This is a genomic window from Allobosea sp. P5_A5 (assembly GCF_056400625.1).
This window is the reverse complement of record NZ_JBFUKY010000002.1, coordinates 14495-37834: the sequence shown is the minus strand read 5'-3', so window position 1 is coordinate 37834 and position 23340 is coordinate 14495. Positions and strand designations below refer to the sequence as shown.

Here is a 23340-nt window from a genome sequence, read left to right as displayed (position 1 = left end):
GCTATGACGTCAGAACCTCAGATCCCGATTGGCCAACGCATCCTACAAGCACGGATGGATCAGGGCATGTCACAGGTGGAGCTCGGTCGCGCGGCAGGCGTGAGTCAGCAGACGATCGGCAAGATCGAGAAGGGCGACACCGAAAACAGCCGGCACCTGCCGCGCATCCTCTTAGCCCTGGGGCTACCGCTCGACATCCTGGCTGATGAGGCGCCCGGCTTATACAAGCAGACTACTATGCTAGTACGGCCGGCCGGGCCGTTGCCGCCCACGCTCCAATACAAGCACGACAACCGCGGCGTAGACACCACCCTTGTTCGGCTTTTTCCGCTCCACACGACGTCTCATGAGCAGATATGGATCGCAGATGACCAAATGGGGTTCCTGCGCCGGATCGAACCTCTATGGGACTCGGCCGGCGCTTATGCGCTCTATGTCGCCGATGACACCGCCGCCCCTGCGATCGGAGCGGGTGACGTCATACTCGTAAACCCAGATCTACCGCCACTTCCAGGCACCGACTGCGTTTTTATTAGGAAAATGCCCGATGGAGCCAAGCCGTGGCTCGTCGAGGTGAGGCGGCTCTCCTCTATCGATATGGACGCGCAGGCTTGGGTTGTTGACCAGTTCAACCCGCCGCGTCGCTATAGCCTAAAGAGAGACGAGTTCAGTGAGGCGCACCGCATTGTGGCGGTATACCGTCGGCCATAGCGTAACGCTTTTGGGTGTTGACTTAACTCCTTAGATTGTGGTTAATGCTCCTCACAGTTCACGTGAGGAGCGACCATGGCTCATATCGCAGAGGCTACCGCGCCGACCCGGCGCATCTTCCTAAGCTGCGCGGGAGCGATAACACTCGCCGCTCCGGCGGCCTTCCCGCTCCACCCTGCCCTGGCCGCCACGGCCCGGACGAGGTGCAGGGCGAGAATTCGGATCTCGTCCAGCTCGGGCTTGATCTTGAGGCAGGGAAGACCCGGCATGCAGCGGCTCTGTCCGTTCTCGATAAGACGCGGGCCGCAGCGCTGAAGCTCGCGCCTGCCATTCCCGAGGGATTGCCGGTGCCATTCGGCATTTCGGTCTTCGGCCAGATTGCGTGGTACTCGCTTCCCGAGCCCGCCGACATCCTCGGCAACCCGATCGAGCTGCCGCGCTTCGTCAGCCCTCGGAACGGCAAGTCCTTTCCCGTCCGCATACCGACGACTGAGGATATCTTGAGCGACCGTCAGAGCGGGCGACGTTGGAACCACGGCCATCTGCCTGCATGGCACAAAGGCGAGCATCGCCGGCTCTACGACCTCGCTGTGAAGTTCGAGCGCGCGACAGATGAGGCTCGCGAGGCCTCCGGGCTGCATGACGCCGAGTTGGAACGCTACCTCGCCGAGCGCGCGCTGGTTGAGCTGTGCGTCGCCATCACCCATGCCGAGGCCGGGACGGTCGCCGGCATCCTGCTGAAGGCACAGGCGATCCAGGCCTGCGAAGGTCTGCCGCAGGGCGGTCCCGGCACAGTCGCGTGGGCGAGTGCCTTGCTGCCTGCCGCCATCATCGATGCTTTGGGGCGCGCAGTATGAACGATGCAGACGTCTTTCGCCGTGCCTTCCTCTGGGGCGCCGGGCTGATGGTAGGAGCCCTGACCGGCGGTGCCGTTCTCGTCTTCGCCGCGCGCACCGCAAGCGCGCTTAAGGCTTGGGTACATACATGAGCAGCGATGTCACTGCCGGCGCCCCGGCGGGCGACAAGGACAAGGCGCTGCGCCTCTCCGCAGCCGCCGCCCTCGCCTACCCCGACAGATCAATGACCGTGTCAAGCCTCCGAAAGGAGCGAAATGCGGGCCGGCTTGAAACCTGGATCATGGCGGGCAAGGAGTTCACCTCGCTCGCCGCGATCGAAGAAATGGAACGCCAATGTCGCGCCCAACGAAGGGTCCCCGCCTCTGGCTGCAGCCCGCGAAGCTTGGGAAGTCCGGGCAGGTTCTCGACAACCCCGTCTGGGTCATCCGGGACGGGGCGCGAAAGCTTAGCACTGGCTGCGGCCCTGATGCGCTGCCAGGCGCCGAAGACGCCCTCCGCCGGTATCTCGTCGAAAAGCACGATCCTGCCGCTGCGGCCAAAGCGCAATCCGACGACCCAGAAATAGCCGACATCGTCGCTCTGTACCTTGACCAGCGCGCGGACAAGATGGCGCGGCCGCAGGATCTGCGCGGGCGAATGGTTCGGCTGTTAAAGTGGTGGGGCTCGAAGCGGTGCTCTGACGTCAAGCCCAGCACATGCCGGGCTTATGCGAAACATCGCGGCGATGGCGCCGCCCGGCGCGAGCTTGAAGACCTCCGAGCTGCACTGCGCCTGGCTTGGCAAGAACGCATCCTGACGCACCCGGTGCCAGTGGTCCTGCCGCCACCTGGCGTGCCTCGCGAACGCTGGCTGACCCGCGACGAGGTCGCGGCCCTTCTCTGGGCGGCGTGGCGACTGCGGGAGAAGCAGAAGCGTATCCGCCGCGAAGGAGACAATGGCGGCCCTGCGCTTGAGACCAGCCGATACACCGCCCGGCACGTCGCCCGCTTCATCCTAGTCGCGCTCTATACCGGCACGCGCGCTGGCGCCGTCTGCGCCGCCGCCATCCGGCCAACGGTCGGCCATGGATATGTCGATGTCGAGCGCGGGCTGTTCTACCGCCGAGCACCGGGCACGCGCGAGACGAAGAAGCGGACGCCACCGGTCGGGCTCGACACCCGCCTGCAGGCGCATCTGCGCCGCTGGCGCGATAAGGGCCTGTCCAAAGGTTTCGTCGTCGAGTGGAACGGCCAGCCGGTCGAGCGGGTGCACAAAGCATTCCGCGCTGTGCGCGAAGCGGCCGGGCTGGGGCCCGAGGTCACCCCGCATATTCTTCGTCACACGGCCGCGACCTGGGGCATGCAGAATCGTGCCGATCCCTACGCGCTCGCCGGCATGCTGGGCATGACGCTTGAGATCCTGCAGGATGTCTACGGACACCACCACCCCGATCATAATCGCGCGGCCGCTGCTGCGATCGCGCTGAGACCGAACCGGGAACGCCCGACAGATACCGACAGAAACTCCGTCGCCGGCAGGAATAGATAGGGAACGATCGTTTCTGAAAAGCCAATAGAATCAACGAAACCCGCGCACCATTTCCGGTCTTGGGTCCGTTCGGGACGAGGGGGTCGCAGGTTCAAATCCTGCCACTCCGACCAAAATTTCCCGCGTTTCGATCGTGCGGCCGGCATGGACCGGCGCGGCCAAGACCGCCGCGGCCCCAGAACCGGCGCGACGAGCGCTGCTTTGCGCGACAGCGCCCTCGCGTTGCGCTCTCATCGGCAAATCACGCGACAGATGTCTCGAACCCGACGAACTAACGGCTGAAGAGCCCGGAGCGGGCCAACTCGGTCGCTGTGCGCGGGCTGAACGCCGCGGGGATGTCGTAGACCAGCACAAGGCGAAGCAGCGCCTTCACATCGACATCATGCGGCTGCGCCTCGAGCGGATCGGGAAAGAACAGCAGCACGTCCAGTTCGCCTTGTGCGATCATCGCGCCGATCTGCTGGTCGCCACCGAGCGGGCCGCTCTTGACCAGTTTGATCGGCAGTTCCGGCAGCTGTGCCTGCAGCACCGAGCCCGTGGTCGCGGTGGCGACCACCCGGTGACGCGCGATCAGATCGCGATGGGTCTTGGCCCATTCCGCCAGGTCGGGCTTTTTGCGGTCATGGGCGATCATGCCGATGGTCAGGCTCATGAAGCTCTCCGTGACAGCCGCGATCCGGCGCCTCGCCGCGACTGGAGCGCGGAACGGCGCCGCTCGCAAGGTCGCAACGACGTCACCCGCCTGTCAAACGGCACGACTATTGCGACGGAGCTTCTAGAGATGGAGCTTCTAGAGACCGAGCTTCTAGAATTGCGCTGGAGCTTCCAGAGGAGATGCCCGTGATCCGCCATTGCCCCAACGACGCCAAGGTGACGCTGGCGCTGATCGCTCTTTCCGCTGTCGGCATCCTCGGCTGGCTCGCGACAAGCGGCATCTGATTAGCGGGGGATCGGCTTCCGCCCGTTTCGCGCGACCGGCAAAACGGATTAGAGTGAGGGCTTCCGCCCCCCTGTCGCAACGGTCTGATCATGAAGCGCCTCACATTCCTCGCCACGATCCTGGGGCTGGGCCTCGCCCTTTCAGCCTGCGACAAATGCGGTAACGCGACCCCTCTGTTCAGCACGGGCAGCACGAGTTGCGGCGGCAGCACGCCGGCCAAATAGGCCAACTCACTTCAATAAAAAAGGCCGGGTCTGAGACCCGGCCTTTTTTGATTCGAGGGAGAGTTCTCAGCCTCGGCGGCCAAGCAGAGACCACCCCGCACCGGCGAGGCAGGCGGCCAGCGAGACCTTGACGACCTCTCCGAGCAGGAAGGGCTGCACGCCATAGGCAAAGGCCTTGGCAACGCCGACGCCGCTCGCGCCGCCCGCCATCTGCGCACCGAAGGCGAGCCAGAGGCAGCCGATGGCCAACAAAACGGCATCTGCCAAAATCAGGCCGCCTGCCAGCCGCAGCCAGGACGCGCCGCGCGCCGCAGCCCAGCCGGCAACCGCTGCCGCGAGGATGAAACCAACAAGGAAGCCACCGGTCGGGCCGACAAGGTAGAGCGGGCCGGCGACGGCCGGCGGAGAATTCGTGAACACCGGCAGACCGGCAAGGCCGTAAGCGACGTAAAGCGCGATCGTCGCGGCGCCGAGGCGCGAGCCATAGGCGGCGCCGATCCCCAGCACTGCGAGCGTCTGCAGCGTCATCGGCACGGGCCAGAACGGCACCTTGACCTTCGCTGCGACGACCATCAGCAGGCTGCCGGCCACGGCCAGCGCAACATTGCGCAAAACGGCCGAACGCGGCTGCACGGCCGGGAAAATTTCGCCTGCGAGCGTTGAACTCTGCATGGGAAGCGTGTCGGCCATTGGCGGATCCTGTCTTGCGAAAAGCCGCGCCAGGCGGCCTCTCCCGATCTATAGGAAATGCGGCGGGGCGCGACAAGCGCCGCGCAAGAGAGGCTTGAGGAGAGACGATGGGCGACGAGATCGTATTCGAGCGAGATGCGACCACGCCGGCGGGTGAAGTCGCTCAGCTCTCGCCGCTCGTGCGCCGCATCATCGCGGGCAATGCCAGCCCCATGACCTTCACCGGCACCTGTACCTATATCGTCGGGCGCGGCACGGTTGCGGTCATCGATCCCGGCCCGGACGACCCGGCCCATGTCGAGCGTCTCCTGGCTGCGCTGCGGGGCGAGACGGTCAGCCATATCGTCGTCACCCACACCCATCGCGACCATTCGCCCGCGGCTCAGGCGGTGAAGGCCGCGACAGGCGCGCTCGTCGTCGGCTGCGGCCCGCATCACCTGTTCCGCGAGCTTGGTCCGGGCGAGGCGCGTGTTCTGGACGCGGCAGCCGATGTCGCATTCAGCCCGGATCGGCAGATGCGCGACGGCGACGTCGTCAACGGCCTCGGCTGGAGCCTCGCCGCTGTCGAAACGCCGGGCCATACCGCCAATCACCTCGCCTTCACCCTGGCGGAGGAGGAAACATTGTTTTCAGGCGACCATGTCATGGCCTGGTCGACATCGGTCATCGCCCCGCCCGACGGCTCGATGGCGGCCTACTTGGCCTCGGTAGAAAAGCTGCGGGGCATGACCCATCGACGTTACTGGCCAGGCCATGGCGGGCCGGTGAACGAGCCCCAGCGCTTCCTGCGCGGGCTGGTGCAGCATCGCCGCCAGCGCGAAGTGGCAATCCTGAACCGCCTCGGGGCGGGCGACGACACCATCGCCGCCATGGTCCCGGTCATCTATCAGGGGCTGGCGCCCGCCCTCCACGGTGCCGCCGCCTTGTCCGTGCTGGCCCAGCTCGAGGATTCGGTCCTGCGCGGCGATGTCGTCGCGAGCGACCCGGTGCCCGCCCTCGCCAGCCGGTATCGCCTCGCCTGACCGCCGGCAGGCTAACGGCTTTCCATCAGCGTCTCGATCTCCGCGGCGAAGGCCCCGATCCGTGCGGCGTTGGCGCCGAGGTCATGTCCGCCGATGCGCGAGGCGGAGCGGATGTCGATCCGGCTGCCATCGACACGCGGGCGGATGCGGATGGTGATGTCCTCCGCGAAGCGCAGGAAGCGCCCGCGCGCCACCGCCTCGATCCGCCCGGTGCCGATTCGCCCGCCGGGGCGCGCTGCCTCGACGACCTGCCAGCCAAGCCCGCCGGCTGCGCGTCGCGCCAGCTCGAAGGCGGCATCGGCCGGGAGGTCCAGCATGATCGGTACGGCCCGCGAATAGGCCCTTCGCTGAAGGCGACGAAGCTCGGGGACGACATCGGGCGGCACGCGCCCGTCCCGCGCGCTGAGGGCGGTCTGCGACCGGCTGAAGGCCGGCGGATCGTCGATGTCGGTCGAGACGTCGGTCAGCGCCGGGCGGGTCGCGACCAGAAATCCGAGATATCCGGCAGGCGCGAGCAGAAGCAGACAGATCAGCGTCGCGGTCGCTGCCATGCCGACGCCGCGATAGCCTTGCCGCCAGATGCCGACGAAGGCCACGGCGGCAAGCAGCAGCGCCGCCAATACGAAGACATAGGACGCGGCGACCGGAGCCAGCCCTTCGATGCTGGGTTCGCGCAAGCGCACGAGCAGCAACGACAGGCCCAGGACCACGACCGCAAACCACGCCAGTCGCCGGCTCCAGAGCGCGGCCTTTGAAACGGGATACTCGAAGACCAGACGGCGATGCATCGCTTTAGCTGTCCGCGGATTTGCTCCCGGCACAAGCCTTTTCGCGAAACCTGCGCGTGGATGGACCGATCCGGCGCGCACACCAGAAGTTAACCCAAACGGCGCAGGTTAGGCAGCGTACCTTTGTCCACGGCGCAAGATCACCTTACGTCAATCCTCGGGGCTTTCCGTGAAATTCTTTCCGGCCTCCATCCAGAACTATCTCGTGGCGACCATGGCGTGCCTCTGCGTGCCTGGCGTCGGGGCCCTCACTTACATGGCCTATCAATCGGCGACGGAGGTGCGCACCAACATGCATCTCGCCGACCTGGTCGAGGCCGACAGGGCCTTGCTGCTGGCCGGCAACGCCATTCGTGGCAACCGCGGGCAGGTGCAGACGGTCATTCAGGTCGCTGACGACGCCACCGCCGAGATCCGCAAGATCGAGAGCATGAACAAGACCGAGCTGGCACAGGCCATGACCCGGCTTCAGGCAACCGACATTCCCGAACGCGACGGTTTGATCACCGCGATCCGCAAACAGGATGAAACCGCGCAGATCAAGATCGCCGAGGTCTATGCCGAGGCCGCGAAACCCAAGGCCCAGCGCAGCCTCGCCGCGACGATGCCGTGGTACGATTCGGTCGGCGCGATCGTCGAGAATTCCATCCTGCAGGCGTCGAACGCGACCTCCACCGCCGCCCGCATGTCGGACCCGCTCCTCGCCGATCTCCAGGGCTTCAAATCGTCCGGCTGGGATGTCCGCGCCAATTACGGTTCGCAATGCTCGCTGCTGCGCTCGTCCATCGGATCAGGCAAGGCATTGGAGGCGTCGCAGCTTCGCGCACTCGGCGAAATGCGCGGCGGCACCAATAGCGCCCTGAAGGAACTGGCCCAGTTTGGCGCCAGGCCCGGCGTCGGCGGCGAACTCGTCGACAAGATCGGTGTCATGACCAAGCAGGTCGTGGCGGCCAATACGCAGCTCGACGCCCTCGTCGGGAAGCTCGGACAGGCCGCCGGTCCGGTCATGCCAGCGGCCGACTTCACCAAGTTCTGCAATGGGCCGTTCACTGCCATCATTTCGGCGGTGACGCAGTCGCTCGACGATATGCGCGCCGTCACGCAGAACAAGCTTTCGGCGGCGTGGCTGCGCCTCGGAACCGTCTTCGCCCTGCTCGCCTTGCTCCTCGCCATCTGCGTCGCGAGCTGGCGGGGCGTGCAGCGTCGTGTCGGCCGGCCGCTGATCGGCCTCAAGACCGCGCTCGACGGCATGCAGCAGGGCGACTTCACCCAGGCCATCCCGGCAGCGCCATCCCCCGACGAGATCGGGGCGCTGAGCGGAGCGCTGGAAACCTACCGCGAAAACGCGCTGGCGCTTGAAAACAACCGGCGCGACCGCGAACTGGCAATGCTGGCCGATGCCGAGCAGGCGCAAAAGGTGCAGGGCCTGCTGAGCGAGGTTTCCGTCATCGTCGCCTCGGCGCGCGATGGCGACTTCACCGGCCAAGCCCAGACCGCCGGCATGGAAGGCCCGCTCAAGGAACTGGTGGAAGGCATCAACGAGATCAACGCGGTGGTTGACAGCGCGACGACGGAGTTTGCAGGCGCGCTGCAGGCGATTGCGGGCGGCGACCTGACCAACCGGGTCGAGACGGGCTATCGCGGCCGCTTCGCCGATCTGAAGGCGGCGATCAACGAGACGGTGGATCGTTTGTCGGTGACGGTCTCGACGATCCAGGTCACGGCGGGCGATGTCGGGCTGGCCGCGCGCGAGATCAACATGGGCGCCGACGACCTCTCGAAGCGCACCGAGGAACAGGCGTCGAGCCTGGAGGAGACCGCGGCGACCACCGAGGAGCTTGCGGCGAGCGTGAAGGCCTCCGCGCAGGGCTCGAAGGAGGCCGCGCGCATCGCCGACGATGCGATGCAGATGGCGCAGTCGGGCGGCGTCATCGCCGGCCAGGCGGTCGAGGCCATGGCCCGCATCGAGACGGCCTCGCAGAAGATCTCCGACATCATCCGGGTGATCGACGACATCGCCTTCCAGACCAACCTGCTGGCGCTGAACGCGGCGGTCGAGGCGGCGCGTGCCGGCGACGCCGGCAAGGGCTTCGCCGTGGTGGCCTCGGAGGTGCGCACGCTGGCGCAGCGCTCGAGCGACGCSGCCAAGGACATCTCGACSCTGATCTCCTCCTCCAATGGCGAGGTCGAGGCGGGCGTCAAGCTGGTGCGGCAGGCGGGCGAGCAGCTTTCCCACATCCTGCAGGCCTCGCAGAAGGTCGCCGCGACCATCGCCGAGATTTCGGCGGCGTCGGGCGAGCAGGCCAACGGCATCGACGAGATGAGCCAGGCGGTGGCGCATCTCGACGAAATGACGCAGCAGAACGCCGCACTCGCCGAACAGAGCGCGGCCTCCGCCGGCGCGCTGTCAGGCCGCATCGGCCAGCTCAACGACCTCGTTGCCCAATTCAGGACCGGCCGCGAGGGTCAGCAGCAGGCCCAGGGCTCGCAGGCTTATGCCGCACCGGTAGCCTATGCCGCAGCCGGCGGCATGAGCCGCAGCGCCCCGCGCCCTGCACCACGCGCTGCTGCTCCGGTTCCGGCAAAGCCTGCGCGCTCTCCTGCCCCCACGGCCTCGCATGGCAGCGGCGGCGAACCGCAGCGCCTGCGCCAGCTCGCCGAAGCCGCCTTCGCCCAGACCCGCGCAGCCCCCGGCAAGCCCGCTCCCCGACAGGTCGCCAACGGCCGCGCCCAGGACGATGGCTGGGAAGAGTTCTGAGACGGAACGTTGGAGCGGTCAGGACAGGGTTTTGGCCAGCTCCGCCGTCAATTGCGGCTTCACGTTGAGGGTCTGGAAGACGACGCAGTAGCGTTCCGTCAGCTTCAACAGGGTGTCGAGCTTCTCCTGCGGCGCGTCGGTCTCGACGTCGAAGGAGAGTCGGATCGCCTTGAAGCCCACGGCTGCATCCTTGGCGACGCCAAGCGTGCCCCGAAAATCGAGATCGCCTTCCGCTCGGACGGTGCCGCGTTTCAGTTCGATCTCGAGCGCAGTGGCAACCGCCTTCAACGTGACGCCGGCACAGGCCACCAGCGCCTCCAGCAGCATGTCGCCGGAGCAGAGTTCTGCGCCCGAGCCGCCGGTCGCGGGATGCAGACCGGCAAGCGCGATGGCGCGGCCCGTCTCGACCTTGCAGGCGATGTGCTGGGCATCGAGTTCACCCTGCGCCTTCAGCGTGACGACCGCTGCGTCCGGATTGGTGCGGTACTCGTCCTTGAGGGGCGCCTGGAGCGCGCGCAACGCGGTTACGTCCATCGGACAGTCCTTCCTGCGGGGTCATCATCGTTGCGATGGAGATAGGCCGGAGCCGGCGAAGTTGCCAGCTTCACGCGGCCTGAACCATCACAGCTCTCCACCGTCACTGCGGGATCGACGTGGGCCGTGCAGCCGACCGGCACTGCGTGCTAGAACGCTGTTCGTCCAGGACCAAGACCAAGGGCCGACCTTGCAGACCGCCTCCGTTCGACTCGACTTGCCTCTCCCCGACATGCTGAACGATGCCGAGGCCGGCGTGGCACGGCTGCTGGACGCCTTGAAGGCGCGCGAGACGTTGGAACAGCGCCAGATTCTGGCAGGCGCGTTGAGGCAGCTCCTCGACGACGGACACGCCTCGGCGCGCGCCATCCTCGCGACGCCGCGCAGCGGTCTGGCTTGCGCGCAGCGGCTCTCAGTGGTGATGGACGCCGTGATGCGGGCACTGCACAAGGCAGCGACCGCCTATTTCTATCCGGTCGACAACCCCTCCCAGTCCGAGCGGATCGCCGTGGTCGCGGTCGGCGGCTATGGCCGCGGCACGCTGGCGCCGGGCTCGGATGTCGATCTGCTGTTCCTGTTTCCACACAAGCAGACCGCCTGGGGCGAAAGCGTGGTCGAGTCGGTCCTCTATCCGCTCTGGGATCTGAAGCTGAAGACCGGCCATTCGGTCCGCTCGATCGAGGATTGCGTGCGCGAGGCGCGGGCCGACATGACGATCCGCACCGCCCTGCTGGAAGCGCGGTTCATCGCCGGCGACAAGGCGCTGTTCACCGAGATGACCCGCCGGTTCGGCGCAGAGGTGGTCGAGGGCACGGCAGCAGCCTTCACCGAGGCGAAGCTCGCCGAGCGCGAGACACGGGTGCAGCGCGCCGGCACATCCCGCTACCTCGTCGAGCCCAACGTCAAGGATGGCAAGGGCGGCCTGCGAGACCTCAACACGCTGTTCTGGATCGCGAAATACGCCTATCGCGTCGAAGATGCGCGCGAACTGGTCTCGGCGGGCCTGTTCGACACGCAGGAGATGCAGATGTTCGAGCGCTCGGAGGAGTTCCTCTGGCGCGTGCGCTGCTGGATGCATTTCATCACCGGCCGGCCCGAGGAGAGACTCTCCTTCGATCTGCAGCGTCAGGTCGCGGCCGCGATCGGCTATGCCGGGCGCAAGGGCCAGGAGCCCGTCGAACGTTTCATGAAGTCGTATTTCCTCGTCGCCAAGGATGTCGGGGACCTGACCGCCATCGTCTGCGCGGCGCTGGAAGCCCGGCAGCAGAAGCCGCGCGCCTCGTTTTCTCGCCTGCTCGGCTCGTTTGCCAAGCGCAAGCGGGTGCGGGCGCTCGGCCATGCCGATTTCACCCTGAAAAGCCAGCGCCTCAATGTCGTCGACGACAGCGCCTTCGAGCGGGACCCGGTCAATCTGCTCCGGCTCTACCAGATCGCCAGCCGCCATGACCTCGCGATCCATCCCGATGCGAGCCGGCTGGTGACGCAGTCCCTGAGGCTGGTGACGTCTGCCCTGCGCAACGACCCCGAGGCCAATCGCATCTTCCTGGAAATCCTGACCGGACGGCACTCCCCGGAGATCGTCCTGCGCCGCATGAACGAATCCGGCCTGCTCGGTCGCTTCGTTCCGGATTTCGGCCGCGTCGTCGCGATGATGCAGTTCAACATGTATCACCACTACACGGTGGACGAGCACCTGATCCGGGCCATGGGCGTTCTCGCTGAAATCGATGCCGGATCGCTCCATGCGGAGCATCCGCTCGCCAACGAGATCATCCCGACCACGGCCAACAGGCGGGCGCTCTATGTGGCGCTGTTCCTGCACGACATCGCCAAAGGACGGCCGGAGGACCACTCTGCAGCCGGAGCCCGGATCGCCCGCAAGCTCGGGCCTCGGTTGGGCCTGACGCCCGGCCAGACCGAGACGGTGGCCTGGCTGGTGGAGCACCATCTCGACATGTCGACGGTGGCGCAGAGCCGCGATCTGGGCGATCCGAAAACCATCGAGAGCTTCGCGACGACGGTCCAGACGCTCGAGCGGCTGAAGCTGCTGCTGATCCTGACCGTCGCCGACATCAAAGCGGTCGGTCCCGGTGTCTGGAACGGCTGGAAGGGCCAGCTGCTGCGCACGCTCTACTACGAGACCGAACTCGTGCTCGCCGGTGGCCACTCGCTGATCGAGCGCAAGGCCCGCGTCGCGCGCAAGCAGGACGAGTTGCGCGAGAGGCTGTCCGATTGGAGCGAAGCCGAGCGCGAAGCCAATATCGCGCGGCATTACCCGGCCTACTGGATCAAGGCGGACCCCAGCCAGCAGGAAAAGCATGCCCGCTTCATGCGCCAGGCCGAAAAGTCCGGCGACACGACGGCGACGATGGTCGAGACCGACCGGTTCCGGGGCGTCACCGAGCTGACCGTGCTTGCGCCCGACCATCCACGCCTGCTGGCGATCATCACCGGCGCCTGCGCGGCTGCCGGCGGCAACATCGTCGATGCGCAGATTTCCACCACGACCGACGGGCTTGTGCTCGACACCATCTCGGTCTCGCGGGCCTTCGACAGGGACGACGACGAACTGCGCCGGGCCGAGCGGATCGCGGCGGCGATCCAGCGAGCGCTGAAGGGCGAGATCAAGATCGCCGATCTGGTGGCGCAGCGGCGCGCTCCGCCGCCCCGCGGCCAGACCTTCCAGGTGGCTCCGGAGATCATCATCGACAACGTGCTCTCGTCCCGCCACACCGTTCTGGAGGTCTCCGGCCTCGACCGGCCGGGGCTGCTCTACGACCTGACCACGGCGATCGGAAAGCTCAACCTCAACATCGCTTCCGCGCATATCGCGACCTTCGGGGAGAAGGCTGTCGACGTGTTCTATGTCACCGACCTGACCAACGCGAAGATCGTCTCGACAGGGCGCCAGCTGACCATTCGCAAGTCGCTGCTGGAGGTGTTCGATCTGGACGGTGCCAAGGGCGCTCCGGCAAAGGCGAAGGTCGCGGCGCGCGCTTGATTTAAACGGCGCAAGGCCCGATATCGACGGCGAAAGCGGCCTGCCCTAAGCGTGGCCGCATCATCATGCGGCGGCGGGCGTGAAGCCCGGCGCCAGCCAGACGATGGGAATTGGAAGACGCGATGACGCAGAATCCTGCGACCGAAGATCCGAACCTCGATGCCGTCGGCGAACAGCCGGCCGGTACCCCGGAAACCAGCGCGGATGCCCAGCTGACGGCGCTGCAGGCCGAGCGGGACGATTTTAAGGACAAGCTCCTGCGGACGCTGGCGGAGATGGAGAACCTTCGCCGCCGCACCGAGCGCGAAATCAGCGACGCGAAGACCTATGCGGTGACGAGCTTCGCCCGTGACATGCTGGCCTCGTCCGACAATCTGCGGCGGGCGCTGGAAAGCGTGCCGGCAGAGGCCCGCGACACGGCCGACGGCGTGTTCAAGGCGCTTCACGAAGGCGTCGAGCTGACCGAGCGCGATCTGTTGAAAACGCTCGAACGTCACGGTGTCCGCAAGATCGACCCCCATGGCGAGAAATTCGACCCCAACCTGCATCAGGCGATGTTCGAGGCGCCGGACCCGAGCGTGCCGAAAGGCATGGTCTCGAAAGTCGTGCAGGCTGGCTACAAGATCGGCGAGCGGGTGCTTCGCCCGGCTCTCGTCGGCGTCTCCGCCGGCGGGCCCAAGCCTGCCGAGGCGCCGAGCCTTGACGGCGGCAACGGGCCGACGAGCCACTGACGCATGTTTGAGGGTGCCGGCGTCGCCGTCTTCGCGCTGACCGGCGCCCTCGTCGCGGCCCGCAAGGGCATGGACCCGCTCGGCTTCATCCTGCTCGCGACCGTGACCGGCGTGGGCGGTGGCACACTGCGGGAAGTGGTGCTCGGCCATAGCGCGCTATGGGTGCGTGAGCCCTCCGACGTCATCATCTGCGCGATCGTCGCGCTCTGCGCCTGGACGCTGGCCTATATCCGCCCGGGCGTGCTGGAAGGCTGGAGCGGCCGCAAATTGCTGATCTGGACCGATGCGGCCGGGCTTTCGCTGTTTGCCGTCGTGGGGACGCTGCGAGGGCTGGATGCGGGGGTGCCTGTCGTGTCCGCGATTGCGCTGGGCGCGATGACGGCGACGTTCGGCGGCGTTCTACGGGACATCCTTGCCGGGGACCGCCCCATGGTGTTGTGGAGCCGCGATTTCTATGTGACGGCCGCCGCAGCGGGCGCCTCGACCGCCGCGCTGCTGGCCGGCCTCGGTCTGCCCGGTCTTACGGTCACGCTGGGCGGATTGGCCGCTGGTTTCGGCTTGAGGGCAGGCTCGATCCTGTTCGGCTGGTCGTTTCCGCGGCTGCCGGGGAAGAGCGATTAGCTCAGTCCGGCTTCGTCACACGACGGAGCGTCAGGTTGATCCGGCCGCCTTCCGGCAGCAAGGTCGACGACCCCGACAGCACGCGGTCGATGCCATGATAGGCGAGCCTGGCCTCGCCGCCAAAGAGCAGCACATCACCGGACGCAAGCTTCAGCGAGGTGGTTTTTCCGCCGCGCACCGTGCCCCCGATGCGGAACAGCGCGGCATCTCCGAGCGAAACCGAGAGCACAGGCGCATCAAACTCCTGTTCGTCGCGGTCCTGATGCAGGCCCATCTTGGCGCTGGCGGCGTAATAGTTGATCAGGCAAGCTTCCGGCGGATGCGCGTAGCCCGACAGCTCGTCCCAAAGCGCGGCCAAGGGCGCCGGCATCAGCGGCCATGGCTCGCCCGTCTCCGGGTGAAGCGGCTGGTAGCGATAGCCGCGCTCGTCGGAGACCCATCCCAGAGGGCCGCAATTGGTCATCCTGACCGAAAAGGGCTTGCCGGTCTTGGGCATACGCGGCTGGAAGAAGGGCGCCTGCCGCACCACCGCGCGCAGCTCGGCCATGAGGGCGCCCTGCTCCACGCTGGACAAGCGACCCGGCCAGTGCACGACGCCCGGCGCGATGGCGATGCGCGTCATGGCTTCAGAGCGTGTCGAGGCCGAGCACGTCGGCCATGGAATAAAGGCCCGGCGCCCTCCCCCGACCCCAAAGCGCGGCCTTCACGGCGCCTTGCGCGAAGAGGCTGCGGTCCTCGGCGATATGGGCCAATTCGAGCCGCTCTCCCGCGCCGGCGAAGATCACCTTATGGTCGCCCGTAACGGTGCCGCCACGCAGGGTGGCGAAGCCGATCGTGCCCGCTTCCCTCGCGCCGGTGATACCATCGCGCACCGCGACGCGCTTCTGCGCGAGTTCGACCGCGCGCCCCTCGGCCGCTGCCTCGCCCAGCAGGACGGCGGTACCCGAGGGCGCATCGACCTTCATGCGGTGATGCATCTCCAGGATCTCGATGTCCCAATCGGTACCAAGCGTGGCTGCGACCTTGCGCACGAGCGCCGCCAACAGATTGACGCCGAGGCTCATATTGCCGGAGCGAATAATCGACGTCTGCCGCGCGTAGTCGGCGAGCTTCGCCAGATGAGCCGGTTCCAAACCCGTCGTGCCGACGACATGGAGCACGCCCGCCTGCGCGGCGAGATCGGCGAAGGCGACGGTCGCTTCCGGCGAGGTGAAATCGAGCACGCCATCAGCCTGTCCGAAAGCAGCGGCCGCATCGTCCGTCACCGCGAGGCCGAGACCCGGAAGCCCCGCCAGAACGCCGGCGTCGAAGCCCAGCGCGGTCGATCCCGGACGCTCCACAGCGCCGACCAGACGGCATCCTTCAGCCTGGCCGATCGCCTTGATCAGCATTCGCCCCATGCGCCCGGCGGCGCCGACGACGACGAGACGCATGTCACTCATGGGAGGCTCCGGCAGCAGCGGTCGATATCCTGACGTCGCTATAGTCTCGTTTCAACCACCGAAACAACCAAGCGGCAAACGAAAACGGCCGGGTTGCCCCGGCCGTTTCAAAAGGTCCCACAGAAAGCTTACGCGGCCTGCTGGATCGCGGAGAGCTTCCAATCGCCGCCCGCGCGCTGGAAGGTCCAGTATTCCTTGACCTCCTGCGTCTGGTTCGGGTTGCCTTCGACGATCTGGCCGCTCTTGCGGTCATACATGGCGTTGATCAGGCTGAAGCGCATTGCCACGGTGGCGAAGTCGCTGCCGTTCTCGCGCCAGGCCTCCGAAAGATCGCCCTGCAGCAGCTTGACGTCAGAGACGCGGTCGACGACGCCGCGACGAACATTCGCGGTGAGGTCCTCGTCGAAATAACCGAACATCTCAGGCGTGACGCGCTGGCGCAGACCAGGCTCATCCTCATTCGAATAGGCAGCATTGACCTCGCTCAGCAGGCACTCGAAGCTGTTGAAATCGGCACCTGAAAGCTCGATCGGCCGCTTTTGCACGGCCGCCGTACCCGCACCGGCGCCCATCATGCCCATGCGGGCACTGGCGTCCTGCGGCGGCTGGTAACCGTCACGCGACATCGGCGCGCCGGCCCCGGCAAGCTGCGGCTCCGAGCGGCGACGGAAAAACCGCAGCGCCAGCCAGATCACACCGGCGATCAGCGCCGCCTGGAAGAGCAGGCCAATCAGGCCCGACAACCCGCCGAAGCCCGCGCCCGAGAGCATCCCGAACAGCCCGGCGCCGAGCAGGCCAGCGCCGATACCCATCATCATGTTGCGAGCGAAAGACGGACGAGCCGCCTGCGCAGCCGCGCCGGCCGCGGGCGCCGCCATCGAAGGCGCGCTGCGCTGGAATGACTGGGCACCGCCGGGAGTCGTCGCGGTTGGCGCCGGCGCCTCTCGCGAGAAGCTGCCGCGGCTGCCCACGCTCTTGCCACCACCCGGCCGGGCCTCGGCGGCGAGCGGCAGCAGCATCAGCGCACCGGTCACGACGGCGATCGCACGTCCACGGCGAGCAAGGGAAATCAGAGACATCGTTCCTCCCAGAGCCCCCTTCGGGCTCATTCGCAACGAATATGGGACAGGTCCGCAGGCGCCGCAAGGTCAATCGCGGCTAACAAACTGAAATCCCTTACTATTTCAAAATAATGCATAATGATTCGGAAGTGTGCATGCCCTATAGTAAGCTTGCTTGTCACCCAGCGTTGGCGATGGGGCGGTGAGCGATATGAAAACTCTCGCGGCAACGGCCTGTTCGAACCTAACTCTCGGTGCGCCTGCTCTCCTGGCGGTCTTCTTGACCGCGTCACCAGCAAAAGCCGGCGAGACGGCGGTACCGCTCGACCCGCCACGGCTGGCCCAAGCACCGGAGCCGCTCTGCTTTTGCTGGAACGATGGGCGAAAGATTGCGGAAGGAGCGATGTCCTGCATCCGCACGAATGTCGGCAGGCGGACCGCGATCTGCGGACGCGAGGTGAACATCATGTCCTGGAAGCTGAGCGACGATCCCTGCCCGGAAAGTTGAACTCCCTCAGACAGCAAGCCGTCCATCATATCATGAAAACGCCGCCGGGGATTTCCCGGCGGCGTTTATCTGAAGGCTCTTGCGGCCCTTAATCGACTCGCGAGACTGACCGCTTTGTCAGAACGCTCCCAGCACGATCGCCATCATGAACACGAAGGCCGCGCCCATGAGCAACCGGTCGAGACGTAGCGTGACACTCATCATCACACCCTCCTGATGTCATTGACCTGACATGCACGGTAGCAGAACCAGCGCGGGCCGCAAGGGGGCGGAAACATGGCGGCGCGACGGCAAAGGCTAAAACACGGCTAAAAATCCGTTAAGCATTTGATTCAGCTTGGGGACATTGCCGATTAACCCTCTGAGGTGGAAAGCTGATCGTGGCTGCCACACTTTGAAACGTCGGCTGGCCCAGCGCGCTCTTCTCGATTTCATTTGCTTGCCGCTCTCTAAAACGAAGATTTCCTAGCATATTGGCGGAGCTATACAGTCTATGGCAGCGCCTTTACTTCGATCGGCCAAGACAAGAAAGCCGCACTTCAAGACGAAAGCCGGCCGGATTAAGCACTCGTTCACCACTAGCGAGAAGTTAATCCGGCTGTGGCGCTCGGGGCGCACCGGGTTGAGAAACCGTTCACCAAACCCCTCGCATTTGAAGGGTCATGCGACGTCCTCATCTCGCTCTCCTTGCGCTCGGACTGGTCGGCGCAGCCGGCCTCGCCGGCTGCGGCAAGTTCCAGAAGCCGCAGCGCGCCGCCTGGCGCGACCAGACGGAATCCCAGTGCATGGCCTCGGGCCAGGTGCCGCTGTCCGGTTATGTCGCCCTGCGCGGCAAGCCGATCGACGGCCCCGGTGTCTGCGGCATGCAACAACCGCTCAAGGTCACGGCCCTGCAGAACGGCAGCGTCGGGCTGACCAGCCCGGCCCTGCTCGCCTGCCCCGTGGTCGCCACCACCGACCAATGGTTCAGCGAGGTGGTGCAGCCTGCCGCCATGAACGTGCTCGGGGCGCAGGTGATCGAGATCCGGGCCGGGTCCTATTCCTGCCGCAGCATGAACAACGGCACCTACACGACCGCGACCTCCGAGCACGCCTATGGCAACGCCGTCGACGTGTTCTCCTTCCGGCTGAACGACAACCGCGTGGTTACCGTCAAGGAGGGCTGGCGCGGCTCGCCGGAGGAACAGAACTTCCTGCGCGAGATCTTCGTTGGCGCCTGCACCTATTTCGGGACCGTGCTCGGGCCTGGCGCCGACCCGATGCACTACGATCACATCCATATCGATCTGGCCCGGCATTCGAAGGGCCGGCATATCTGCAAGCCGATCATCAAATACACGCCGAATTACAATCTGCCGCCGCCTGATCCGGCCCGCCCCTATTCTTCGGCCCGCACGCAGCCGCGTGACGAAACCCCGGCAGCGAACGCCTATGCGGGTGGTCCGCTCCTGCGCCACCCCAACGAGAGCATGCGCCCGCCGGGAGCGGTGCAAGGCTCTGGATATCCCGTGGCGAATTACGGACGTGGCAACAGTCTGGATGCCCAGCAGCGCTTCCTGCAAGACTATGACGCACGTCAAGGCCGGCCGCAGCCGCGCTACCAGCCTCAACCCCTGCCGAGCGAGCAGCGCGGACCGCTGGCGCTGCCGGGCGCGGTGGAGCCGACGGAGGAAAATGTGCTCGGGGACGGCGCCGCCGGCGGCGTCGTCGACCAGCAGGGCTCGGAGGAAGCCCAGCCGATGATCACACCCCAGCGCGACCCGTTCGCCTATAGCTCGGGCCGCACCACGACGCGCCGCTGAACAGCGCTGTTATTCGCGTAGCGCAACCGCGCTCGCCAGCCGCTTCGACCGGGGTGTCAGGGCGCGGCGAGAACCTGCCGGCATTCCGGCGGCAAGGCGTCGAGCCCCATCGGCGGCTTTGGCTTTGGCTTCGGTCCGGGCTTCGGTTTGGGCGGGTTGAAGATCGCCTCGTGCTGGCGCTCGATCCATCCGGTCAATTCGGCGCCGCAGCCATCGCCAAAATTCGGCGGTTCCTGCCCGACGCAGCTCGCCATACCGGCCGGGCAAGCGAGCCTGATATGGAAGTGGTAGTTGTGCCCCCAGATCGGCCTGATCTTGTCGAGCCAGCTACGGTCGCCCGGCTCGCGGCAAAGCGCGACCTTGATGGCCGGATTGACGAAGATGCGCTCGACTTTCGGGTCGGCCGAAACGGCGCGAAGCAGCCTGACATGCGCGGGCGTCCAATGACGCGGATCGACATCGCGCCAATCGGAGCGGGCCATGTTGACCGCCGACATGTTCTCCCGCTGCTCGCGACCGACCCCGCCACGCGGCATCGGCGTGAGCCAGACATCGGCGTCGAGCCCGATCTGGTGGGAGGCGTGGCCGGTGAGCATCGGCCCGCCGCGCGGTTGCGACATGTCGCCGACCAGCAGGCCATTCCAGCCCGTGATGCGCGGCACCTCGCGGGCGAATTTCTCGAGATAGTCGATCAGGACCGGATGGCCCCAGTTGCGATTGCGATTCAATCGCATCACCTGCCAGTTCGGCCCTTCGGTCGGCAGGGCCTCGCCCCCGGCCAGGCAGCCGCGGGCATATGAGCCGATGGCGCGAGGCGCCAAATTCGCAGCCGGTGTCGCTTTCTGGCCAAAAAGAGAGCGAGCCGCATCGGGCCACGCCGCGATGTTATTCGCACGGGTCCGGGCTTCCTGATCGGCCGTGGCCTGGGCCGATGCCTCTAGCGGCACGAGACCGAGCAGCAATCCGAGTGCAACCGTGATTCGGGCGAGGCTGAGCATGACCGAACATCGTGGGAGCCACCGGACCACGTCAAGCGGCGCGGGCGCCGCGCTGCTTTCCGCCGGTTTGTCACGGGCGCAGCACGAGCTGAAGACGTGGGGCGATCTGATCCAGGCAGTCGGGATCAGGGCGGAATTACGGAACCAGTCGTCACTCGCCGGGGTTGTCCTCCGCAATCGTGCCACGGGCGCGCTCATCTGGGGAAAATGCCATGTCCACACTCGTCATCGTGCTGCTCGTCGTCCTGCTGCTCGGTGGCGGCGGATATTACGGACATCGCAGCTACGGCACGGCCGGCCTTGGCGGCGCGGTCGGTTTCGTCTTGGTGGTGCTGCTGATCCTGTGGCTGCTCGGGGCCATCGGCGGTGGCGTAGCGCCCCGCGTCTGACAGCGGACCGGCTCAGCTGCCGGCGCCGTGTTCCCACGCGGCGACGGCAGCGGCCAGGTCTTCGAGCGCTACACCGACAGATTTGAACAGGGTGATACCGCCGGCCTCCGGCCGGCCTGCGACGCGGCCATGGCAGAGGTCGGCCAGACTTCCGGCGACCTGATCCGCGCTGTAGCTGCCTTCGGCGATCGCGATCGCGACATCGCCGCCTTCCTCGATCGCCTTGACGGAATCGACGACGACATGGGCGCGGTGCAGGGCATCGGCGTCGGCCTCCCGCATTTGCATCGTGAACCCGCCGATCAGGTCGAGATGGGCCTCCCGCTTGAGCCAATGGCCGTGGATCAGCGGCTCGGTCGCATTCGTCGCGCAGGAGATGAGATCGGCGGTGCGGGCTTCGCCTTCGAGATCGGTCGTGGCGCGCGCTGTGATGCCGTCGCGACCCAGCTCGGCAACGATGGCTTCAGCCGCTTCGGGCCGCCTAGCCCAGATCGCGATGTCGGTCAGCGGCCTCACGGCGCGATGCGCCTTGATCAGGAAAGGCGCGAGCGCGCCCGCGCCGACCATCAACATATGGCTGGCCTCGGGGCTGGACATGTACCGGGAAGCCAGCGCCGAAGCTGCCGCGGTGCGCCAAAGTGTCAGCCGATTGCCGTCCATCACCGCCAGCGGCTGGCCGGTGGCGCCGTCCATCAGCAGATAAGCCCCGAGCACGCCCGGCAGGTTGCGCTTGCCGTTGCCGAAGAACACCGAAAGGATCTTCGTGCCGATATAGGGCTTCTCGGCATCCGGCGGGCTCCAGGCCGGCATGGTCAGCAGGACCGCGGGCTCCTCGCCTGGCCGCTCGATACTGTATTGCGCGCGCTTGGGCGTCACGACCTCGCTGCGAAAGGCGTCGTCCAGGATGTCGATGAGGGCTGGATAGCTCAGGGCCGCGTCGAGCGCGGCGATATCGAATAAACGCATCAGTTACGGCCGCTGGTCAGCGCCGGCAGAGCGGAATCCGGCACAGCCGAGCGCAGAGCCTGCGTTTCCGTGCGCAGGACCTCGACCTCGCGGCGGCTGCGACGTGCAGCCTTGCGGTGCTTGCCCTGCGCGAGCCAGGCGGCGATGCCACCGACGATCACACCCAGGAAGACCGCCGTCAGGACGATCGCGAAAAGCGGCACGTCATAGGACAGGCTCGGCATATCCCGGCTGAAAGGGTCCAGGGAGATGCGGACCGAGCCGCGATTGGCGACCGAAAACAGGACGATCACAAGCGCGATCGGGACCAGGATCAGGGCCTTGAAGAAGGCTTTCATCGGGTTGTTCCCTTGCTTTGCGAGGCCTCGCCCAGAGCGTCCCGCAGGCTCATTGCGATGGATCGCAATGCTGCCGCTGTGCGGCCGCTTCGGATGATGGCTGGACGCCGATCAGCCGCGAAGGCGCTTCTTCAATCCTTGACGTTGAGGCGAAGGCGCAATTCCTTGCCGGTCTTGAAGACCGGCACGAATTTCTCCTCGACCTCGACCGCGTCACCGGTGCGCGGGTTGCGCCCGATGCGGGCCGAGCGCGCCTTGCGCGAGAAAGCGCCGAAGCCGCGCAGCTCGACCCGATCGCCGCGCGACAGCGCCTTCACAACCTCGTCGAGGATCGCCGAGACGATGTTCTCGATATCGCGCTGATAAAGATGAGTGTTGCGGTCGGCGATCCGCTGAACGAGTTCCGATTTAATCATCGCTGGATCATAACCATTTGTATCGAAATCACTTTTCAGCCGCAGGCTGCCAGAGGGCCAAAGGCTCGTCAAGCCGCAAGCCGACCGGTTGATCGGCGGCGCGCGCAATCGAGGCCGCAAGGCCATCGAAGCCCGCCACGCGGGCCGAGGCTTCGGCCAGGCTCCACAGGTTGAAGCCCGACGAACCGCTCTTCGGGCGCCAATCCTGAACCTTCAGATCCTTGGCGACGCCCTTCTCCTTTTCGAGCCAGGCGATGGCCTCGCGCTCGCCGCCGAGCTCGTCGATCAGCTTCAGGCCGAGCGACTGCCTGCCGGAAAAGACGCGCCCGTCCGAGGCGGCGGTGACTTGCGCGTCGTCGAGCCGACGGCGGTCGTGCACCATCTGCTTGAACCAGCGATAATTGTCGTCGACGACGCTTTGAAGGGCGGCACGAGCTTCCGGTGACGTCGGCTCGAAGCCGTTTGGCGCAGCCTTGAGCGGGGCCGACTTCACCTCCTCGACCTTAACGCCGATGGTGTTCAGGAACTGGCCGACATTCGGGAACTGGAACAGCACGCCGATGGAGCCGACGAGCGAGGTTTCGCGGGCGACGATGTGGTCGGCGCTCATCGCCGCGATATAGCCACCGGATGCGGCAAGACCGCTCACAACCGTGACCATGGGCTTCTTGGCCGCGAGCTCGCGCAAGGCGATGTGCAGCGCCTCGGAACCGGAGGTCGTGCCGCCCGGACTATTGACGGTCAGCATCACCGCCGAGACCGCCTTGCTCTCCTCGACCGACTTGATCAGGTCCAGGGTCCGGCGATCGCCGGAGATGAAGCCGGAAATGTTGAGGCGGGCGATGTGCGGGCTCGACAGAGCGCCGGGAACGTCGCCGCGCCAGGCCAACCCGCCGATCACCAAAGCGACGATGACACCGAGAACCGCCAGAATGCGCCACAGCGTCAGCTTTCGCCGCAGGCTGCGGCGGTCGGCGAGCAAATCGGCGTCGGACGACATGGGAAGGCTCCAGGCG

The 23340-nt window shown here is 66.2% G+C and carries 23 protein-coding genes; 11 read left to right on the top strand and 12 right to left on the bottom strand.

Annotated elements, in window-relative coordinates; genetic code table 11:
• Positions 1-3 precede the first annotated feature (3 nt).
• The 4 genes from AC1DR6_RS03710 to AC1DR6_RS03695 all read left to right on the top strand — a co-directional run bounded on the left by AC1DR6_RS03710 (position 4) and on the right by AC1DR6_RS03695 (position 3095).
• Complete coding sequence (locus tag AC1DR6_RS03710; RefSeq protein ID WP_476827845.1) at positions 4-711, top strand: helix-turn-helix domain-containing protein; 708 nt, start codon at positions 4-6, stop codon at positions 709-711.
• A 203-nt stretch (positions 712-914) separates the two neighbouring features.
• Positions 915-1568: a hypothetical protein gene (locus tag AC1DR6_RS03705; RefSeq protein WP_476827844.1), complete on the top strand. Its 654-nt coding sequence runs from the start codon at positions 915-917 to the stop codon at positions 1566-1568.
• A gap of 127 nt (positions 1569-1695) precedes the next feature.
• Entirely contained in the window at positions 1696-2133 is a 438-nt protein-coding gene (locus AC1DR6_RS03700) for an excisionase (RefSeq protein ID WP_476827843.1), read from the top strand.
• Between the two features lie 266 nt (positions 2134-2399).
• Complete coding sequence (locus AC1DR6_RS03695) at positions 2400-3095, top strand: site-specific integrase (RefSeq protein WP_476827842.1); 696 nt, start codon at positions 2400-2402, stop codon at positions 3093-3095.
• Positions 3096-3366: 271 nt separating this feature from the next.
• On the opposite strand, the gene AC1DR6_RS03690 is transcribed toward AC1DR6_RS03695, so the two are convergent.
• Together AC1DR6_RS03690 and AC1DR6_RS03685 are read right to left on the bottom strand one after the other, a co-directional pair.
• Entirely contained in the window at positions 3367-3747 is a 381-nt protein-coding gene (locus AC1DR6_RS03690) for a methylglyoxal synthase (protein WP_476827841.1), read from the bottom strand.
• Between the two features lie 578 nt (positions 3748-4325).
• Complete coding sequence (locus AC1DR6_RS03685) at positions 4326-4949, bottom strand: biotin transporter BioY (RefSeq protein WP_476827840.1); 624 nt, start codon at positions 4947-4949, stop codon at positions 4326-4328.
• A gap of 107 nt (positions 4950-5056) precedes the next feature.
• Between AC1DR6_RS03685 and AC1DR6_RS03680 the strand changes: the two genes are divergently transcribed.
• Positions 5057-5971, top strand: a complete 915-nt coding sequence (locus tag AC1DR6_RS03680; protein WP_476827839.1) for an MBL fold metallo-hydrolase — start codon at positions 5057-5059, stop codon at positions 5969-5971.
• A gap of 11 nt (positions 5972-5982) precedes the next feature.
• On the opposite strand, the gene AC1DR6_RS03675 is transcribed toward AC1DR6_RS03680, so the two are convergent.
• Positions 5983-6759 (bottom strand): DUF1499 domain-containing protein, encoded by a 777-nt coding sequence (locus AC1DR6_RS03675; RefSeq protein WP_476827838.1) that lies wholly within the window; start codon positions 6757-6759, stop codon positions 5983-5985.
• Positions 6760-6928: 169 nt separating this feature from the next.
• Between AC1DR6_RS03675 and AC1DR6_RS03670 the strand changes: the two genes are divergently transcribed.
• Positions 6929-9517, top strand: coding sequence for a methyl-accepting chemotaxis protein (locus tag AC1DR6_RS03670; RefSeq protein ID WP_476827837.1), 2589 nt, complete (start codon positions 6929-6931; stop codon positions 9515-9517).
• Between the two features lie 18 nt (positions 9518-9535).
• Here AC1DR6_RS03670 and AC1DR6_RS03665 read toward each other — a convergent pair whose 3' ends face one another.
• On the bottom strand, positions 9536-10051 hold the full coding sequence (locus AC1DR6_RS03665) for an OsmC family protein (protein ID WP_476827836.1): 516 nt from the start codon (positions 10049-10051) through the stop codon (positions 9536-9538).
• 232 nt (positions 10052-10283) lie between these two features.
• Here AC1DR6_RS03665 and AC1DR6_RS03660 point away from each other — a divergent pair, with 232 nt between their 5' ends.
• The 3 genes from AC1DR6_RS03660 to AC1DR6_RS03650 all read left to right on the top strand — a co-directional run bounded on the left by AC1DR6_RS03660 (position 10284) and on the right by AC1DR6_RS03650 (position 14404).
• A complete protein-coding gene (locus AC1DR6_RS03660; RefSeq protein WP_476828427.1) occupies positions 10284-13052 on the top strand; it encodes a [protein-PII] uridylyltransferase in 2769 nt (922 codons plus the stop codon).
• Positions 13053-13174: 122 nt separating this feature from the next.
• On the top strand, positions 13175-13783 hold the full coding sequence (gene grpE, locus AC1DR6_RS03655) for a nucleotide exchange factor GrpE (protein WP_476827835.1): 609 nt from the start codon (positions 13175-13177) through the stop codon (positions 13781-13783).
• A 3-nt stretch (positions 13784-13786) separates the two neighbouring features.
• Complete coding sequence (locus AC1DR6_RS03650; RefSeq protein WP_476827834.1) at positions 13787-14404, top strand: trimeric intracellular cation channel family protein; 618 nt, start codon at positions 13787-13789, stop codon at positions 14402-14404.
• A gap of 1 nt (position 14405) precedes the next feature.
• On the opposite strand, the gene AC1DR6_RS03645 is transcribed toward AC1DR6_RS03650, so the two are convergent.
• The 3 genes from AC1DR6_RS03645 to AC1DR6_RS03635 form a co-directional block, all read right to left on the bottom strand.
• A complete protein-coding gene (locus AC1DR6_RS03645; protein WP_476827833.1) occupies positions 14406-15026 on the bottom strand; it encodes an alpha-ketoglutarate-dependent dioxygenase AlkB family protein in 621 nt (206 codons plus the stop codon).
• Between the two features lie 4 nt (positions 15027-15030).
• On the bottom strand, positions 15031-15837 hold the full coding sequence (gene dapB, locus AC1DR6_RS03640; RefSeq protein WP_476828426.1) for a 4-hydroxy-tetrahydrodipicolinate reductase: 807 nt from the start codon (positions 15835-15837) through the stop codon (positions 15031-15033).
• Between the two features lie 137 nt (positions 15838-15974).
• On the bottom strand, positions 15975-16925 hold the full coding sequence (locus AC1DR6_RS03635; RefSeq protein ID WP_476827832.1) for a Tim44 domain-containing protein: 951 nt from the start codon (positions 16923-16925) through the stop codon (positions 15975-15977).
• 1152 nt (positions 16926-18077) lie between these two features.
• Here AC1DR6_RS03635 and AC1DR6_RS03630 point away from each other — a divergent pair.
• Positions 18078-19217 carry an extensin-like domain-containing protein gene (locus tag AC1DR6_RS03630; protein WP_476827831.1) on the top strand — a complete coding sequence of 380 codons (1140 nt, stop codon included), beginning with the start codon at positions 18078-18080 and terminating at the stop codon, positions 19215-19217.
• A gap of 56 nt (positions 19218-19273) precedes the next feature.
• On the opposite strand, the gene mepA is transcribed toward AC1DR6_RS03630, so the two are convergent.
• On the bottom strand, positions 19274-20215 hold the full coding sequence (gene mepA, locus AC1DR6_RS03625; RefSeq protein ID WP_476827830.1) for a penicillin-insensitive murein endopeptidase: 942 nt from the start codon (positions 20213-20215) through the stop codon (positions 19274-19276).
• Between the two features lie 212 nt (positions 20216-20427).
• On the opposite strand from mepA, the gene AC1DR6_RS03620 reads away from it, so the two are divergent.
• Complete coding sequence (locus AC1DR6_RS03620; protein ID WP_476827829.1) at positions 20428-20604, top strand: DUF3309 family protein; 177 nt, start codon at positions 20428-20430, stop codon at positions 20602-20604.
• Positions 20605-20616: 12 nt separating this feature from the next.
• Here AC1DR6_RS03620 and lhpI read toward each other — a convergent pair whose 3' ends face one another.
• The 4 genes from lhpI to sppA form a co-directional block, all read right to left on the bottom strand.
• Positions 20617-21570, bottom strand: a complete 954-nt coding sequence (gene lhpI, locus AC1DR6_RS03615) for a bifunctional Delta(1)-pyrroline-2-carboxylate/Delta(1)-piperideine-2-carboxylate reductase (RefSeq protein WP_476827828.1) — start codon at positions 21568-21570, stop codon at positions 20617-20619.
• On the bottom strand, positions 21570-21908 hold the full coding sequence (locus AC1DR6_RS03610; RefSeq protein WP_476827827.1) for a LapA family protein: 339 nt from the start codon (positions 21906-21908) through the stop codon (positions 21570-21572). The genes lhpI and AC1DR6_RS03610 overlap by 1 nt, the downstream gene beginning before the upstream one ends.
• Before the next feature lie 131 nt (positions 21909-22039).
• Complete coding sequence (ihfB, locus tag AC1DR6_RS03605) at positions 22040-22324, bottom strand: integration host factor subunit beta (RefSeq protein WP_476827826.1); 285 nt, start codon at positions 22322-22324, stop codon at positions 22040-22042.
• Positions 22325-22352: 28 nt separating this feature from the next.
• Complete coding sequence (gene sppA / locus AC1DR6_RS03600) at positions 22353-23324, bottom strand: signal peptide peptidase SppA (protein WP_476827825.1); 972 nt, start codon at positions 23322-23324, stop codon at positions 22353-22355.
• Positions 23325-23340 lie beyond the last annotated feature (16 nt).

Coding starts and splice junctions, on each gene's coding strand:
- AC1DR6_RS03680 (WP_476827839.1), top strand. CDS start 5,057: ATGGGCGACGAGATCGTATTCGAGCGAGATGCGACCACGCCGGCGGGT.
- AC1DR6_RS03700 (WP_476827843.1), top strand. CDS start 1,696: ATGAGCAGCGATGTCACTGCCGGCGCCCCGGCGGGCGACAAGGACAAG.
- AC1DR6_RS03650 (WP_476827834.1), top strand. CDS start 13,787: ATGTTTGAGGGTGCCGGCGTCGCCGTCTTCGCGCTGACCGGCGCCCTC.
- lhpI (WP_476827828.1), bottom strand. CDS start 21,570: ATGCGTTTATTCGATATCGCCGCGCTCGACGCGGCCCTGAGCTATCCA.
- AC1DR6_RS03660 (WP_476828427.1), top strand. CDS start 10,284: ATGCTGAACGATGCCGAGGCCGGCGTGGCACGGCTGCTGGACGCCTTG.
- AC1DR6_RS03645 (WP_476827833.1), bottom strand. CDS start 15,026: ATGACGCGCATCGCCATCGCGCCGGGCGTCGTGCACTGGCCGGGTCGC.
- AC1DR6_RS03685 (WP_476827840.1), bottom strand. CDS start 4,949: ATGGCCGACACGCTTCCCATGCAGAGTTCAACGCTCGCAGGCGAAATT.
- AC1DR6_RS03690 (WP_476827841.1), bottom strand. CDS start 3,747: ATGAGCCTGACCATCGGCATGATCGCCCATGACCGCAAAAAGCCCGAC.
- AC1DR6_RS03610 (WP_476827827.1), bottom strand. CDS start 21,908: ATGAAAGCCTTCTTCAAGGCCCTGATCCTGGTCCCGATCGCGCTTGTG.
- AC1DR6_RS03710 (WP_476827845.1), top strand. CDS start 4: ATGACGTCAGAACCTCAGATCCCGATTGGCCAACGCATCCTACAAGCA.
- mepA (WP_476827830.1), bottom strand. CDS start 20,215: ATGCTCAGCCTCGCCCGAATCACGGTTGCACTCGGATTGCTGCTCGGT.
- AC1DR6_RS03635 (WP_476827832.1), bottom strand. CDS start 16,925: ATGTCTCTGATTTCCCTTGCTCGCCGTGGACGTGCGATCGCCGTCGTG.
- grpE (WP_476827835.1), top strand. CDS start 13,175: ATGACGCAGAATCCTGCGACCGAAGATCCGAACCTCGATGCCGTCGGC.
- ihfB (WP_476827826.1), bottom strand. CDS start 22,324: ATGATTAAATCGGAACTCGTTCAGCGGATCGCCGACCGCAACACTCAT.
- sppA (WP_476827825.1), bottom strand. CDS start 23,324: ATGTCGTCCGACGCCGATTTGCTCGCCGACCGCCGCAGCCTGCGGCGA.
- AC1DR6_RS03630 (WP_476827831.1), top strand. CDS start 18,078: ATGCGACGTCCTCATCTCGCTCTCCTTGCGCTCGGACTGGTCGGCGCA.
- AC1DR6_RS03620 (WP_476827829.1), top strand. CDS start 20,428: ATGTCCACACTCGTCATCGTGCTGCTCGTCGTCCTGCTGCTCGGTGGC.
- AC1DR6_RS03675 (WP_476827838.1), bottom strand. CDS start 6,759: ATGCATCGCCGTCTGGTCTTCGAGTATCCCGTTTCAAAGGCCGCGCTC.
- AC1DR6_RS03665 (WP_476827836.1), bottom strand. CDS start 10,051: ATGGACGTAACCGCGTTGCGCGCGCTCCAGGCGCCCCTCAAGGACGAG.
- dapB (WP_476828426.1), bottom strand. CDS start 15,837: ATGCGTCTCGTCGTCGTCGGCGCCGCCGGGCGCATGGGGCGAATGCTG.